The sequence below is a fragment of the Rhizobium sp. Rhizsp82 genome (assembly GCF_047325115.1).
Lineage (GTDB): Bacteria > Pseudomonadota > Alphaproteobacteria > Rhizobiales > Rhizobiaceae > Rhizobium.
Genome location: NZ_CP168571.1, coordinates 803437 through 818157 on the forward strand (window position 1 = coordinate 803437; position 14721 = coordinate 818157).

General features: G+C 63.1%; 13 protein-coding genes. All 13 read left to right on the forward strand.

What is annotated here, in order from left to right; genetic code table 11:
- Positions 1-236: 236 nt before the first annotated feature.
- The 13 genes from ACEN84_RS27940 to ACEN84_RS28000 all read left to right on the forward strand — a co-directional run bounded on the left by ACEN84_RS27940 (position 237) and on the right by ACEN84_RS28000 (position 14680).
- A complete protein-coding gene (locus ACEN84_RS27940) occupies positions 237-770 on the forward strand; it encodes a 2Fe-2S iron-sulfur cluster-binding protein (RefSeq protein WP_413712469.1) in 534 nt (177 codons plus the stop codon).
- Entirely contained in the window at positions 767-1756 is a 990-nt protein-coding gene (locus ACEN84_RS27945) for an FAD binding domain-containing protein (RefSeq protein WP_413712470.1), read from the forward strand. Before ACEN84_RS27940 ends, ACEN84_RS27945 begins: the two co-directional genes overlap by 4 nt.
- On the forward strand, positions 1753-4038 hold the full coding sequence (locus tag ACEN84_RS27950) for a xanthine dehydrogenase family protein molybdopterin-binding subunit (RefSeq protein ID WP_413712471.1): 2286 nt from the start codon (positions 1753-1755) through the stop codon (positions 4036-4038). The genes ACEN84_RS27945 and ACEN84_RS27950 overlap by 4 nt, the downstream gene beginning before the upstream one ends.
- An 85-nt stretch (positions 4039-4123) precedes the next feature.
- Positions 4124-4684 carry a helix-turn-helix domain-containing protein gene (locus ACEN84_RS27955; RefSeq protein ID WP_112711037.1) on the forward strand — a complete coding sequence of 187 codons (561 nt, stop codon included), beginning with the start codon at positions 4124-4126 and terminating at the stop codon, positions 4682-4684.
- 274 nt (positions 4685-4958) lie between these two features.
- Entirely contained in the window at positions 4959-6329 is a 1371-nt protein-coding gene (locus ACEN84_RS27960; RefSeq protein ID WP_413712472.1) for an LLM class flavin-dependent oxidoreductase, read from the forward strand.
- Between the two features lie 30 nt (positions 6330-6359).
- On the forward strand, positions 6360-6869 hold the full coding sequence (locus ACEN84_RS27965; protein WP_413712473.1) for a flavin reductase: 510 nt from the start codon (positions 6360-6362) through the stop codon (positions 6867-6869).
- 4 nt (positions 6870-6873) lie between these two features.
- On the forward strand, positions 6874-8124 hold the full coding sequence (locus ACEN84_RS27970) for an MFS transporter (protein WP_413712474.1): 1251 nt from the start codon (positions 6874-6876) through the stop codon (positions 8122-8124).
- Positions 8125-8242: 118 nt separating this feature from the next.
- On the forward strand, positions 8243-8464 hold the full coding sequence (locus ACEN84_RS27975; RefSeq protein ID WP_413712475.1) for a DUF3311 domain-containing protein: 222 nt from the start codon (positions 8243-8245) through the stop codon (positions 8462-8464).
- Positions 8461-9936 (forward strand): sodium:solute symporter family protein, encoded by a 1476-nt coding sequence (locus ACEN84_RS27980; protein WP_130281327.1) that lies wholly within the window; start codon positions 8461-8463, stop codon positions 9934-9936. Before ACEN84_RS27975 ends, ACEN84_RS27980 begins: the two co-directional genes overlap by 4 nt.
- A 96-nt stretch (positions 9937-10032) precedes the next feature.
- On the forward strand, positions 10033-11496 hold the full coding sequence (locus ACEN84_RS27985; protein ID WP_413712476.1) for an aldehyde dehydrogenase family protein: 1464 nt from the start codon (positions 10033-10035) through the stop codon (positions 11494-11496).
- A 13-nt stretch (positions 11497-11509) separates the two neighbouring features.
- Positions 11510-12640, forward strand: a complete 1131-nt coding sequence (argE, locus tag ACEN84_RS27990) for an acetylornithine deacetylase (protein WP_413712477.1) — start codon at positions 11510-11512, stop codon at positions 12638-12640.
- Positions 12641-12794: 154 nt separating this feature from the next.
- Complete coding sequence (locus ACEN84_RS27995; protein ID WP_199628131.1) at positions 12795-13517, forward strand: FadR/GntR family transcriptional regulator; 723 nt, start codon at positions 12795-12797, stop codon at positions 13515-13517.
- A complete protein-coding gene (locus ACEN84_RS28000; protein ID WP_413712478.1) occupies positions 13514-14680 on the forward strand; it encodes a PLP-dependent transferase in 1167 nt (388 codons plus the stop codon). The genes ACEN84_RS27995 and ACEN84_RS28000 overlap by 4 nt, the downstream gene beginning before the upstream one ends.
- The last annotated feature ends 41 nt before the right edge of the window (positions 14681-14721 follow it).

The following is a 14721-nucleotide window of genomic DNA, read 5'->3' on the forward strand; positions in this document are numbered from 1 at the left end:
TTAGTAAAGGCTGAAGCCTGCACTTGGGCGTTGCTTGGTGCGACGTTCTGACACTTGCCGCGCGAGCGCATTTCTACGGTCGATTGCATCGGATCGACTCGAATATTCAAAGAGTTGATCTTTGCCGCCGATACGCAGCGAAATCCTCATCACAAATCGTTTGAAACTTCGGCGCCGCTTTCTAGGTCCCTTGGGGTGAAGTTTCAAAAAACCGTCAGCGCATAAGGAGAACGCTTATGCAATTCACCATCAATGGCGAGCCGATCGATGTCACTGCGGATATCCGCACGTCGGTGCTCGATCTCTTGCGAAACTATGCCGGCCTCATGGGCACCAAGAAGGGCTGCGACCAGGGGGCGTGCGGCGCCTGCACCGTGCTTGTCGACGGGGAGCGCATCAACTCCTGTCTGGCGCTCGCGGTCCAATATCAGGGGCGCAGCATCACTACGGTCGAGGGCCTGGCCAAAAATGGCGATCTTCACCCGCTGCAGAAGGCGTTCATCGAGCATGACGGCTTTCAATGCGGCTATTGCACGCCGGGACAGCTCTGTTCCGCCATCGGCATGGCCGCGGAAATCGCCCGCGGCGTGCCGAGCGCCATCACCCGGGATCTGGCTGCTGAGCAGATCGCTCAGACGGAAACTGAATTGCGCGAGCGCATGAGCGGCAATCTCTGTCGATGCGGAGCCTATAACGGCATCATCGAGGCAATCGCCGAGACCTATTCCGGCCAGACCGCCGCCGAGACGAAGGAGAGGGCACGCGCATGAACCTCTTCACCTATGAGAAGGCATCCACCCCATCCGCCGCGATCGAGCTCTCCGGAAAGAGCAGCGCCGCCAGATATCTCGGCGGCGGCACCAATCTCGTCGACCTGATGCGGGAGACAGTCGAATGTCCGCAGACACTGATCGATGTCACCGCACTCGCCGATGGCATCGATCAGACCGGCGATGGCACGCTGATGATCGGTGGAGCGGTCAAGAACACGGCGCTTGCGGCCGATATGCGGGTGCGATCTGCCTATCCGGTGCTGTCGCGTGCGCTTCTCTCCGGCGCCAGCGCGCAGATCCGCAACATGGCGACCGTCGCTGGCAATATCCTGCAGAGAACGCGCTGCCGTTATTTCTACGACAACGCCTCTCATTGCAACAAACGCGAACCGGGTGCCGGTTGCGACGCGATCGGCGGCTTCGATCGCTATCATGCCGTTCTCGGGGCCTCCTCGTCCTGCGTGGCGACACATCCGTCCGATATGTGCGTGGCGCTTGTGGCGCTAGATGCCGTGGTTCATGTCGAGGGCCCGTCGGGCCGGCGCTCAATCCGGCTTGCGGAACTTCACCGGCTACCCGGCGATCGTCCCGATCTCGAAACCGAATTGCAGCCCCGGGAGCTGATCACCGCGGTCGAGATCCCGCAGCTATCCTTCGGCCGGCGTTCCGCCTATCGCAAGGTGCGCGACCGGGCCAGCTATGCCTTCGCGCTCGTCTCAGTGGCGGCAGCGCTCGACATCGATGATGCCGGCAACATCCGCGATGTCAGGCTGGCGCTTGGCGGCGTCGCGCCCAAGCCGTGGCGTGCTTCGAAAGCGGAGGCGGCGCTGAGAGGGCAACCGGCCACGGAAAAGACCTTCCGGGCCGCGGCAGAGGCCGAGCTCTCATCCGCAAAGGCACTTCGCGACAACGGCTTCAAGATCGAGCTCGCCAAGCGAACGATCGTTGCCGTCCTCAACGAATTGAAGGGAGAGGGCGCATGAGCACCCAGCCGGAAACCACCACCGCAAAATCCGGCCGCTGGCAGCCCGCCGTGACATCGGATCCGATGTTGCGCCGGCATGGAGCGCTCGGGCGCCCGGTTTCGCGAATAGACGGACCGCTGAAGGTTCAGGGCGGCGCCCGTTATGCGGCCGAATACCCCTATGAGAACATCTCCTATGCGGCCTTGAGTTTCAGCACGATTGCCCGTGGGCGCATTCTGTCGATCGAGACCGCGGCAGCAGAAAAGGCACCTGGCGTCATTCTCGTCATGACTTATCATAACGCCCCACGGATGAAGGCGCCGTCGCTGATGATGTCATCGCCGACGGCCGCAGGCGCCAGCGACCTGCCGGTGATGCAGAACGACGAGATACACTGGAACGGCCAGCCGGTTGCCTGTGTGCTTGCCGAGACGCAGGAGCAGGCGGATTATGCGGCAAGCCTGATCAAGACCGAATACGCGGCCTTGCCGGCTGTCACCTCATTCGAGGAGGCGAAGAAGACACCGAGGCAGCTTGAAACACTGCTCGGCCAGCCGCCGATCCTGGAGATCGGTGACGCCGAGGCCGCTCTGAAACGTGCTGAAGTCAGCGTCGACCAGATCTACCGGACGCCCAGGCATAATCACAACGCCATCGAGCTGCATGCAGCGACCGTCGCCTGGGATGGCGAGCATCTACGAATGCACGATGCCAGCCAGTTGCTGGATCTGACTGCCGGGCAGCTCGCCGACATCTTCGGGATCGACCCGCAGAATGTGCACGTCACATCGCCCTATGTCGGCGGCGGGTTTGGCGGAAAATGCCTGTGGGACCACCAGATCCTTGCCTGTGCCGCAGCGAAACTCGCCGGGCGGCCGGTGCGCATCATGCTCTCCCGCGAAGGCGTCTTCCGTCTTGTCGGCGGGCGCACCGTCACCGAGCAGCATGTCGCGCTCGCCGCCAAGGCGGATGGGACGCTCGACGCCCTGATCCACACCGGCATCGTCGCGATGACGCTGCATAATTCTTGCCCCGAGCAGTTCACCTTCCCGGCCCGTCATATGTATGCGGCCGGATCCTTCCGGCTCGCGCAAGAAGTGGCCGATATGGATATGCTCGCCAACACCTTCATGCGCGCACCCGGCGAATCCGTCGGCACCTTCGCGCTGGAATCGGCAATCGACGAGTTGGCGGAAAAGCTGAAGCTCGACCCGATCGAACTCCGCCGCCGCATCGAGCCAAAGAAGGACCCGACCAGCGGCAAGCCCTTTTCATCGCGCCGCCTCATTGAATGCTATGAGAAGGGTGCCGTGAAATTCGGCTGGAGCGCGCGCAGCATGGTGCCGCGCCAGAAGCGCGACGGCGAATGGCTGATCGGCATGGGATGCGCAACCGCGACCTATCCCTATCACCGCTTCCCTGGCGGCGCCGTGAGGATGCGGCTGACGGCCGAGGGCAAAGTAACGGTTTCCACTGCTGTCCACGATATGGGCATGGGCACGGCAACCGCCCAGGCCGAGCATATCGCGCTCCGCCTCGGCATCCCATTCGAGGACGTGACCTTTGACTATGGCGACAGCACCCTGCCGCGCGGCGTGATCGCTGGCGGCTCGACGCAGACGGCGTCCATCGCAGGTGCGGTGATCGCGGCCACGGAGATCTTCGTCGACGAACTGCTGAAGCTCGCCGGAAACGACTCTCCGCTTGCCGGGCTGTCGCTTGCCGAGGTCGAGCCGAGAGACGGCGGGATCGGCCATCGCGACGCGAAAGCACGCTTCGAATCCTATCAGTCGATCCTGCGCCGCGCGGGGAGGGACGAGCTTGTCGTTCAGGGTGAAGCGCCGCCACCGGCGGAAATGGAGGCCTTCTCCATGCACTCCTACGGCGCGCAATTCTGCGAAGTCAGGGTCAGCGAAATCACCGGCGAGACGCGCATATCGCGCTTCCTGGGCTCCTTCGACGCCGGAGTGATCCTCAACGCCAAGACGGCGATCAGCCAGTTCAAGGGCGGCATCATCATGGGGATTGGACTGGCGCTGACCGAAGAGACCAATTTCGACGAACGCTACGGCCGCGTCGTCAACGCATCGCTCGCCGAATATCACTTGCCGGTGCAGATGGACGTCCCCGAGATCGACATCATCTACACGAACGAGCCCGACCCGCAGGCGCCGATGGGCGCCCGCGGCATCGGCGAAATCGGCATCACCGGCGTCGGCGCCGCCGTCGCAAATGCCGTCTACAACGCTACCGGAAAACGCATCCGCGATCTGCCGATCACCCTGGACAAGCTGCTGTAGGCAGCTTTCTCAGGCTTTTTAAAGTATCTGACAGTTTCGCTGCGGCAGTTGCCGGGGAGGGGCGTGAGACGCTAATGATATCCGCATGTTGGATAATATCGATGAGCGTCTCGGCGCACGGGTGAGAATTGAGCGGGAACTGCGCGGCTGGTCGCTGACGGAGCTGGCGAAGCGGTCGAGCGTGTCGCGGGCGATGATCCATAAGGTCGAGCGTGGCGAGGCGAGCCCGACGGCGATGCTTCTGGCGCGGCTTGCGGGTGCGTTCGAGATGAGCATGTCGACGCTGATGGTGCGTGCAGAGATGCAGGAGGGGATGCTGCTGCGCAAGGGCGAGCAGCCCGTCTGGATCGATCCGGTGACCGGCTATGCGCGCCGCCATGTCTCGCCGCGGTCGGCGACGCCGATCGATGTCATCAATATCGATTTCCCGCCCGGCAAGGAATCGTCCTTCCCTGCGGCGTCCTACATCAATCGCAAGCACATCATCTGGGTGCTCGATGGCGAACTGGTCTTCCTCGAAGGCGAGGCGCGCCATGAGATGAAGGAAGGCGACTGCCTGGAACTCGGGCCGCCGAACGACTGCACTTTCCGCAACGAGAGCGACCGGCCCTGCCGCTACGCGGTGATCGTGCTACGCGATTCCTGATCGAGCGGTCCTGATTCTCTGGGCTGCCTGAAGGCGGAGCATGTCTATCCGCAACTTTCTTGTGTGTTCCGTACTCTTATAGTGACGGCTTTGCGTTGCCATGCGAAGCCTTTCTGCCCGCGTTCTGGCGTGCTTGTGCAGTGCTGCGGGCGTTCTGCGGCGTGATCACACTTTCAGAAAATTCCTTGACATAGATCAATCGCTCATCATAGTGACACATAAAGTCCAATATGGTGGACAGATAGAGCGAACATTTACGAGGGGGAGCCAATAAATGCCTCGCCAAATCCATCTCAACGCATTCGATATGTTTTGCCCGGGTCACATCCAGCAGGGGATGTGGACGCATCCGCGGGATCAGTCGGTGCGCGTCAATGATCTACAATATTGGACGGAATACGCCCGCAAGCTCGAGGCCGGCCTGTTCGACGGCATCTTCTTCGCCGATGTGGTCGGCGTCTATGACGTCTATGGCGGCAGCCCAGACGCGGCGGTGCGCGGCGGTGTGCAACTGCCGGCCAACGATCCGACCATCGTCATCCCGGCAATGGCCGCGGTCACCAAGAATCTCGGCTTCGGCGTCACCTGCAACCTGACCTACGAGCAGCCCTTCCTATTTGCCCGGCGCATGTCGACGCTCGACCATCTGACCGGCGGCCGTATCGGCTGGAACATCGTCACCGGCTACCTCGACAGCGCGGCGCGCGCCATCGGCCTGCAGGGCCAGGTCGCCCATGACGACCGCTACGATCTCGCCGACGAATATATGTCGCTGGTCTACAAGCTGTGGGAAGGCTCCTGGGATGACGACGCCGTCGTCATGGATCGCGCCAACGCGGTCTTTGCCGATCCGAGCAAGGTGCGCGTCATCCATCATGAGGGCCCGCAATACAAGGTCGATGCGATGCATCTCTGCACGCCATCGCCGCAGCGTACGCCGGTTCTCTATCAAGCAGGTTCTTCGCCGCGTGGCCGCGAGTTTGCCGCGACCCATGCAGAATGCGTCTTCGTCAACGGCCAGAAGAAGGAAGATGTTCGCGGCATCACCGACGACATCAAGTCGCGCGCCGTCGCCAAGGGCCGCTCGGCCGATGATCTCAAGGTATTCCTCGGCGCCACGCTGGTGCTCGGCAACACTTCAGCCGAAGCGCAGGAGAAATTCGAGGAATACAAGCGCTATGTCAGCTCCGAAGCGGCACTGGTGCATGCCGCCGCCTCGCTCGGCATCGACTTCTCGAAATATGACATCGATGAGCCGATCGAGACCGGCAAGAGCCAGGCGATCACCTCGAATGTCGAGATCATGAACAAGGCTGCGGGTCCGAAATGGACGCGCCGCAAGCTCCTGGAGCAGATGGTGCTCGGCAGCCGCCAGGCGCCCTGGGTTGGCTCGGCTGAGGAAGTGGCGGACACCCTTATCGGCTGGAGCGAGGAAACCGGCGTGGCAGGCTTCAACCTGTCACGCACGGTCGCCCCCGAAAGCATCGACGATGTCGTCAATCTGCTGATCCCGGTGCTGCAGGAGAAGGGCGCCTACAAGACCAGCTATGCCGACGGCACCTATCGCGACAAGCTGTTTGGCCATGCGCGCCTGCCATCGACACATTCGGCCGCGCAATATCGCGGCGGCGCAGCCGCCCGCTAAGGCTTGCAGGGATCTGGAGGAGGATTGAACGTGGTCGACAAATCCGCGTATCGCGATGCCATGGCCGGCCTGGCGGCCGCCGTCAACATCATCACGTCGAATGGCGAAGCCGGTCTCGCGGGTTGCACGGTTTCGGCCGTCTGCTCGGTGACCGATGAGCCGCCGACGCTGCTCGTCTGCATCAACCGTTCGAGCGCCAACAACGAGATCATCCGCAGGAACGGCAATCTCTGCGTCAACGTGCTCTCGGCCGAGCAGAAGACGGTCGCCATGCAGTTTGCGACCAAGGGTCTGTCGATCAGCGAGCGGCTGGCCTGCGCCAGCTGGGGCACTCTCGAAACCGGCGCTCCGGCGCTGGACGGCGCCGTTTGCGCCATCGATTGCGAGGTCGATTCCGTCTCCGAAGTCGGCACGCACACCGTTTTCTACTGCCGCGTGAAGGCGGTCCGCAACCAGCTCGACCGTGACGGGCTGATCTATTTCGGCCGCGACTTCCACCGGGTCGGCAAGCCTGCCCCGGCCGCCGAGGCGAGGGCCTGATCCGATGAGCGGGCGAACGATACCCCCCGGCGCCAACCCGCTCGCCGCGCCTGGCACTGGCAAGGCTCTATCGCTGGCACTGATCCTCGCCGCGCAGGTGGCGGCGATGAGCGTCTGGTTCTCTTCGAGCGCGGCGATCGCCGGCATCAAGCAGCATTATACGATCGGCGCCTCGCAGGAGGCGCTGCTGACGACGGCGGTTCAGATCGGCTTTGTCGCCGGCACCATCGTTTCGGCCCTGCTGTCGCTCGCCGACCGTTTCGACCCAAGGCGGCTGTTTGCGCTCTGCGCCGCGATCGCCGCGGTTGCGACCGGCTGCCTGATCTTCCTGCCACCGACCGGCGGCGCGGTAATCCTGCTGCGCTTTCTGACCGGCGTCTGCATGGCGGGCGTTTATCCCGTCGGCATGCGGATGGCGGCGACCTGGGCCAATCGCGATCTCGGCCTGCTCATCGGCCTGCTGGTCGGGGCGCTGACGCTGGGTTCGGCAAGCCCGCATCTCTTGGCTGCGACCGGCGATGTCGAGTGGCGGGCAATCTATGGCGTTGCCTCGGCTTCTGCTCTGGCAGCAGCGGTGCTGATCGGCTTCGTCAAGCTCGGCCCGAACATCCGCCGCGCCAGCGCGGTCGATATGAGCAAGATCGCCCAGAGCTGGCGCCGCACGTCGCTGAGGCGGGTCAATCTCGGCTATCTCGGCCACATGTGGGAGCTCTACGCCATGTGGGCTTGGCTGCCGGTCTTCCTGCACCAGTCCTTCGTGGATCGCGGCATGGAAAACTCGGATGCGAAGGCGGCGTGGCTGACCTTCGCGGCCGTCGCGGTCGGCGCAGTCGGATCCTGGTTCGGCGGCATGCTTGCGGATCGCCGGGGGCGTACCTTCGTGACGATCACGGCCATGGCCGCAAGCGGCACCTGCGCAGCGCTGATCGGCTGGCTCTATGCCGCGCCACTCGCCGTGCTGATCCCGGTCGCGATCATCTGGGGCATCACCGTGATCGCCGATTCCGCGCAGTTTTCGGCATCGATCGCCGAGCTTGCCGAGCCGAGTTCGGTCGGAACGCTGCTGACGGCGCAGACCTGCGCGGGGTTTTTGCTGACCATGGCCAGCATTCATCTGGTGCCCGAAGTGCGGGATCTCTTCGGCTGGCCCGGAGCCTTCACCATGCTGGCAATCGGCCCCTTCGCCGGCTGTATCGCCATGTGGCGATTGCGGCGGGATCCGGAGGCCAGGCTGCTCGCCGGCGGGCGGCGCTAGAGCGCCAAACACGACATCACAGGAATTACCGAACCATCTCTCAGGAGGAGAGGGGTGCGGGAGCAATCCGCCGGAAGAGCGGGATAATCGACCAGTCGCTTCATAGAGGATGGAACATATGCGACCTATACATTTACTTAGTCTGATACCGATCTGCGGGGTTCTCGTTGCCCCGTTCTTTCTGAACCAGGTCAAGCCGTTCATCTTGGGCATGCCCTTCATGCTCGGATGGTATTCGCTGATGCTGGTGGCGACTTCGATCATCATGGCCTGCATCTATTTCTCCGACAAGGCATCCGGCGCCCATGCCAGCGATGCAGCTGAAGGAGAGCGGAAGTGAACAGCGCCCTTTTCTTCATTTTCGGCATCCTCATCGTCGCCCTGGCACTCGGCCTTCGTGCCCGCCGCGGCAAGGACATGAACCTCGAGCAGTGGACCGTCGGTGGCCGCGGCTTCGGCGCCATGATCATCTTCCTGCTGATGGCAGGCGAGATCTACACCACCTTCGTATTCCTGGGCGGCAGTGGCTATGCCTATGGCAAGGGCGCGCCGGCCTATTACATGCTGGGCTATGGCAGCCTGTGCTTCGTGCTTTCCTACTGGCTGCTGCCGCCGATCTGGCGCTATGCCAAGGAGCGCAAGCTCATCTCGCAGCCGGATTTCTTCGCGGCCAAGTATGAGAGCCGGTCCTTCGGTGTTCTCGTCGCCGTCGTCGGCGTCGTGGCGCTGATCCCCTATCTCATCCTGCAGCTCAAGGGTCTCGGCATCATCATCAACGTCGCCTCGTATTCGGCGATCTCGTCGACGCAGGGCATCTGGATCGGCGCCGTCATCGTTGCCGCCTATGTCTTCGTCTCCGGCATCCATGGCTCGGCCTGGACCTCCGTCGTCAAGGATATCCTGGTGATGTCGGTCGCGGTGTTCCTCGGCCTCTACCTGCCGTACCACTATTATGGCGGTATCGGCGCGATGTTCGAGGCGATCGATCAGGCAAAACCCGGCTTCCTGGCGCTGCCGGAAAGCGGCCAGAGCTCGACCTGGCTGGTCTCCACCGTGCTGCTTTCGACCCTTGGCTTCTACATGTGGCCGCATATGTTCACCGCAACCTTCGCTGCGAAGCGGGAAGATGCGCTGCGCAAGAACGCCTATGTCCTGCCGATCTATCAGTTGATGCTGCTGTTCATCTTCTTCGTCGGCTTTGCCACCGTGCTTCAGGTCCCCGGCCTGCAGGGCGGCGATATCGACCTGGCGCTGTTCAAGATCTCGCTGCAGACCTTCGACCCCTGGTTCGTCGGCGTCATCGGTGCTGCCGGCGTCCTGACGGCCCTGGTGCCGGGATCGATGATCCTGGTGACGGCGGCGACGCTGGTCGCCAACAACATCTATCGCCCGCTGCGTCCGCAGGCGAACGACGCCCATGTCGGCTTCGTCGCCAAGCTGATGGCGCCCTGCGTCATGCTGGTTGCGGTCTATTTCACGCTTGGCGGCGGCGATACGATCGTTGCGCTGCTGCTGATGGCTTATGCCTTCGTCACGCAGCTCTTCCCGGTCCTGCTGGCGAGCCTGATGCGCAACAACCCGGTGACGCGCACGGCTGCCTTCGCCAGCGTCATCGTCGGTGAGGCGACCGTTGCTTGGGTCACGCTGACGAAGAGCACTGTTGCGGCGCTCTTCCCCTTCCTGCCGGCGCCGCTGGCCGATCTCAATGTCGGCATCGTCGCGCTCGTCCTGAACGTCGTCACGCTCGTCGTCGTCACGCTCCTGACCCGCAATCTGCAAGGCAGCCAGACGCCGCGCGTCAAACAGGCCTGATCGAACGGCCGCGGGGTTTGCGCCCCGCGGTCATTTGCCTTTCCGGCGGCCATGCGCCGCCGTCTCTTTTCAATTCCATTTCCTGACGGTTTTGCCATGACGATTTCCTTCGATCCCGATCACATCGAACTTCCCCTCGGCCACTGGATCGGCGACAGGCTTGTCTCTGGCGCACCGGAGATCGAACTGCTGCGCCCGTCCGACGCCGTCAGCTATGCGCGCTGCCCGATCGCCAGTGCCGATATCGTCGATCAGGCCGTCTCGACGGCAACGAGCGCACTGAGATCGAGCGGCTGGGCTACATGGCGTCCGCGCCTGCGCGCCGAGGCGCTGCATCGCTGGGCCGATCTGATTATCGCCGAGGGCGAAAAGCTCGGGCGGCTGGAATCCCTTTCCTCGGCGCGTCCGATCGCGCAGTCCGTATCGATCGATGTCGCGGTGACCGCCGAGCAGATCCGCTTCTTCGCCGAAATGGCCGACAAGGAGGGCGGAGACGTCGTGCCGACGGACGGCAACCATCTCGGCATGATCCTCAGCGAGCCCTTTGGCGTGGTCGGCGCCATTACCCCGTGGAACGTGCCGCTCTCGATGGCCGGCTGGAAGATGGGACCGGCGCTCGCGGCAGGCAACGCAATCGTGCTAAAACCGTCCGAACTGACGCCGTTCTCGACACTCTATCTCGCGGAACTCGCCGTGCGCGCCGGTATCCCAGCCGGTATCGTCAATGTCGTGCTCGGGGACGGTCCGACGACCGGCGCCAGCATCGTCGCGCATCCCGATATCGCCAAGGTGAGCTTCACCGGATCGACCGTTGCGGGTGGCGCGATCATGAAGACGATCGCCTCGTCGCAGATCAAGCCGGTGACGCTGGAGCTTGGCGGCAAGAGCCCGCAAGTGGTCTTCGCGTCGGCCGATCTCAAGAAAGCCGCCGGCTGCATCGCCCGCAGCATTCTCCTGAACGCCGGGCAGACCTGCGTCGCCGGTACGCGGGTGATCGCCGACCGGCGTATCGCGGAGCCACTGCTGGCAGCGCTCACGGAGGCGATGTCCACGCACCGCGCCGGGCCGACTTGGGACGCCGAAAGCGACTATTCGCCGGTCATTTCCGAACGCCAGCTGCAGCGCATCGAAACCATCGTCGATGCCTCGATTGCAGGTGGCGCGGAGTGCGTCATCGGCGGCAGGCGAATGGAACGGCAGGGCTATTTCTACGAGCCGACGATCCTAGCGAACCTCGCCGCGAATTCGCCGGCGCTCGCCGAGGAGATCTTCGGGCCGGTGCTGACGCTGCAGACTTTCGACGACGAAGAGGAAGCCTTCGTGCTCAGCGATCATCCCTCCTACGGCCTTGCCGCCGGTATCTACACGACGGACCTCTCGCAGGGGTTGAGGGCGGCGAAGCGGATCGAGGCGGGCACCATCTGGGTCAACCGCTACGGCCGCTCGCGCGACCACATCCTGCCGACCGGCGGCTACAAGAGCTCCGGCATCGGCAAGGATCTCGGCAAGGAGGCCTACAAGTCGAACCGCCGCCAGAAGAGCGTGCTGATCGAGCTTTAGGGGAGGGGCGAGGATGACGGCGGATGTGCAGGAGATATTGGCCCGGCTGATCGGTTTTCCGTCGGTCGTCGGCACACCCAATGCGGCAATCGTTTCCTATGTCAGGGACTATCTTCAGTCCTTCGGTGCGAGCGTGCATATCCTTCCCGGCCCGGAAGGCGACCGGTCCAACTTGTTCGCCAGTTTCGGCCCTGTGGAGCGGCCGGGACTGATCCTGTCGGGCCATATGGACGTCGTTCCGGCGGAAGGTCAGACATGGTCGTCCGATCCCTTCACGCTCCGCGCCGAGCGAAACCGTCTATACGGACGGGGAACGAGCGACATGAAGGGATTTCTCGCGGCAGCGATGTCGCTCGTTCCCGAAATAGCCGCCATGCGCCTCGACCGCCCCCTGCATTTCGCCTTCTCCTACGACGAGGAAGCGGGCTGCCGCGGGGTGCCGCATATGATCACTGCGATACCGTCGCTCTGCGCCTTGCCGTCCGGCTGCATCGTCGGCGAACCGAGCGGTATGGCGCCGATCCTTTCACACAAGGGCAAGGCGGCGGTGCGCATCTCGATCAGGGGAACGGCAGGCCATTCCTCGCGCCCCGATCTCGGCCGTAATGCGATCCACGCGCTCGCCAGCGTGCTGTCGGAAGCCGTCCGGCAATCGGAGCGGCTGGAACAGGCCGAGCAGAACATGCTCTTCGCGCCGCCCTATTCGACACTTCAAGCTGGAATCGTCAGCGGCGGCGTGGCGCTGAATGTCATCCCGGAACATGCGCGGCTCGACATCGAGGTTCGCGCCGTACCGGGCATCGAGCCCTCCGCGCTTCTACAGCCTGTGCTGGCCGCGGCACGCGAGATCGAGGCGACGGGCTTCGAGGTAGCAACGGAAACGATCTCCGATTATCCGGGCATGGCGCTCCCGGTAGATAGCCCGCTCGCCGCGTTGGTCGGCGATGGCTCAGGCGTGGCAGCCGTCCCGGCGGTGAGCTACGGAACCGAGGCCGGCCTCTTCGAGCGCGCCGGCATTCCCGCAATCATCTGCGGCCCCGGCGACATCGCCCGCGCTCATAAGGCCGACGAATTCATTCTGACGTCGGAACTCGAAGACTGCCGCCGCATGCTTCTCAACGTCGCCGCCAGCCTGCAGGGCTGAACGCTTTTTCGCGCCACCATATGGGTCGGCGCGCCATCCCCAATTCATGAACCAATTCTTTCGTCACCGCCCTTGACGGCGAAAGATTCTTACGGAATGCTAAGATGTCAGACCAATTTAAGGTCGGCTGCCTGATAAAGAAAAATGGGGAACCATGAAGGCAAATGTGGGCGACAGGCCGGTAATCCGGCCGCTTCCGGCGATCGATCGTGCGCGTCAGGTGACTGAGGCGCTGGCGCATTACGTCGAGGATGCGAAGCTGAAGGCGGGCGACCGGCTTCCGGCCGAGCGCGAGCTGATGTCCGCCCTTGCTGTCGGACGTTCTACCATTCGCGAAGCCATCCGCCACTTCCAGGCACTCGGCGTCATCGAGACCCGGAAGGGCAGCGGAACCTATCTGCTGAAACCGGTTTCGAAGGCTACCATTCACGTTCCGCTCTCGTTCGAGGGCGCCAATCTGCGCGATGCATTGTTGCAGACGCTGGAAGTGCGCCGCGGCATCGAGTGCGAGGCGGCAATGGTCGCGGCTCGCAAGCGCACGGCCGAGGATGTCGTCAACATCGAGACGAAGCTCAACGAGATGGAGCGCGTCCATATCGCCAAGGGCACGTCAGGCCCCGAGGACCTTGCCTTCCACATGGCGGTCTACGACGCCACGCACAATCCGATGTTCGGCCAGCTTCTGGAGCAGATGCGCGAGACCTTCGTGCGCTTCTGGTCGCATCCTTTCGACCGGCAGGACTTTGCCCGCCGCTCGTTTCCCTTTCACCGCACGCTTTTCAACGCGATTGCCGCTCAGGACCCCGAAGCGGCGCGCTGCGAAACATTGAAAATCCTCGACGTCGTCGAGGAAGACATCAAGGAAATGTCCAAATGACTGACGGCTCCGAACCGTTCGATTTCGCTTCGCTGATCACCGCCCATGACGACGGCAATTTCGCCGAGGCCGTGGTACCGCCGATCTTCCAGACGTCGCTGTTCACCTTCTCCGGCTACGACGACATGATCGCCTCCTATCGCGGCGAAAAGGTGCGGCCGATCTATACGCGCGGCCTCAACCCGACGGTGCGCATGTTCGAGGAGATGCTGGCAAAGCTCGAAGGCGCCGAAGACGCGCTCGGTTTTGCAAGCGGCATGGCGGCGATCTCGTCCGCCGTCCTGAGCTTTGTCGAGCCGGGCGACCGCATCGTCGCCGTCAAGCATGTCTATCCCGATGCCTTCCGCCTGTTCGGCACCATCCTGAAGCGCATGAAGGTCGAGGTCACGTATGTCGACGGCCGCGACGAGGAAGAGGTCGCCAAGGCGCTTCCGGGCGCCAAGGTCTTCTACATGGAAAGCCCGACGAGCTGGGTGATGGAAGCCCATGATGTCGGCGCACTGGCGGCTCTTGCGAAGAAGCATGGCGTCGTCACCATGATCGACAACAGCTGGGCAAGCCCGATCTTCCAGCGGCCGATCACGCTGGGCGTCGATATCGTCATCCATTCGGCCTCGAAATATCTCGGCGGCCATAGCGATGTCGTCGCCGGCGTCGTTGCCGGTTCGAAGGAGATGATCGCTCGCATCAAGGCCGAGGCCTATCCCTATCTCGGCGGCAAGCTTTCGCCTTTCGATGCCTGGCTTTTGATCCGCGGCCTGCGCACCCTGCCGATCCGCATGAAGGCCCACCAGACGGCGGCGGTGACTGTTGCCCAGCGCCTGCAGGCGCTCGATTGCGTCGAGCAGGTCTGCCATCCGGGTCTCGCCAACCGCCTGCCTGCGGGCCTGAACGGCACGTCGGGCCTCTTCTCCTTCATCTTCCACGAAGGCGTGGATATCCGCACCTTCGCCGATCACCTTAAGCTCTTCAAACTGGGCGTGAGCTGGGGTGGACATGAAAGCCTGATCGTACCGGGCGAGGTCGTGCTTCAGCAGAAGGCACAGCCGAATTCCGCGCATGCCTTTGGCATTCATCCGCGGTCCGTACGCCTCCATGTCGGCCTCGAAGGAACCGAGGCCCTGTGGACGGATATCGAAGAGGCGATCGCCGCCGCTTCGTGACGACAATAGTGAGAGAAACACCTTCAACAAAAGGGGAACTG

What these genes read in the sequence shown, in the direction of transcription:
- ACEN84_RS27940 (WP_413712469.1), top strand. Translation starts at nt 237, where the DNA reads ATGCAATTCACCATCAATGGCGAGCCGATCGATGTCACTGCGGATATC.
- ACEN84_RS27945 (WP_413712470.1), top strand. Translation starts at nt 767, where the DNA reads ATGAACCTCTTCACCTATGAGAAGGCATCCACCCCATCCGCCGCGATC.
- ACEN84_RS27950 (WP_413712471.1), top strand. Translation starts at nt 1,753, where the DNA reads ATGAGCACCCAGCCGGAAACCACCACCGCAAAATCCGGCCGCTGGCAG.
- ACEN84_RS27955 (WP_112711037.1), top strand. Translation starts at nt 4,124, where the DNA reads ATGTTGGATAATATCGATGAGCGTCTCGGCGCACGGGTGAGAATTGAG.
- ACEN84_RS27960 (WP_413712472.1), top strand. Translation starts at nt 4,959, where the DNA reads ATGCCTCGCCAAATCCATCTCAACGCATTCGATATGTTTTGCCCGGGT.
- ACEN84_RS27970 (WP_413712474.1), top strand. Translation starts at nt 6,874, where the DNA reads ATGAGCGGGCGAACGATACCCCCCGGCGCCAACCCGCTCGCCGCGCCT.
- ACEN84_RS27975 (WP_413712475.1), top strand. Translation starts at nt 8,243, where the DNA reads ATGCGACCTATACATTTACTTAGTCTGATACCGATCTGCGGGGTTCTC.
- ACEN84_RS27985 (WP_413712476.1), top strand. Translation starts at nt 10,033, where the DNA reads ATGACGATTTCCTTCGATCCCGATCACATCGAACTTCCCCTCGGCCAC.
- argE (WP_413712477.1), top strand. Translation starts at nt 11,510, where the DNA reads ATGACGGCGGATGTGCAGGAGATATTGGCCCGGCTGATCGGTTTTCCG.
- ACEN84_RS27995 (WP_199628131.1), top strand. Translation starts at nt 12,795, where the DNA reads ATGAAGGCAAATGTGGGCGACAGGCCGGTAATCCGGCCGCTTCCGGCG.
- ACEN84_RS28000 (WP_413712478.1), top strand. Translation starts at nt 13,514, where the DNA reads ATGACTGACGGCTCCGAACCGTTCGATTTCGCTTCGCTGATCACCGCC.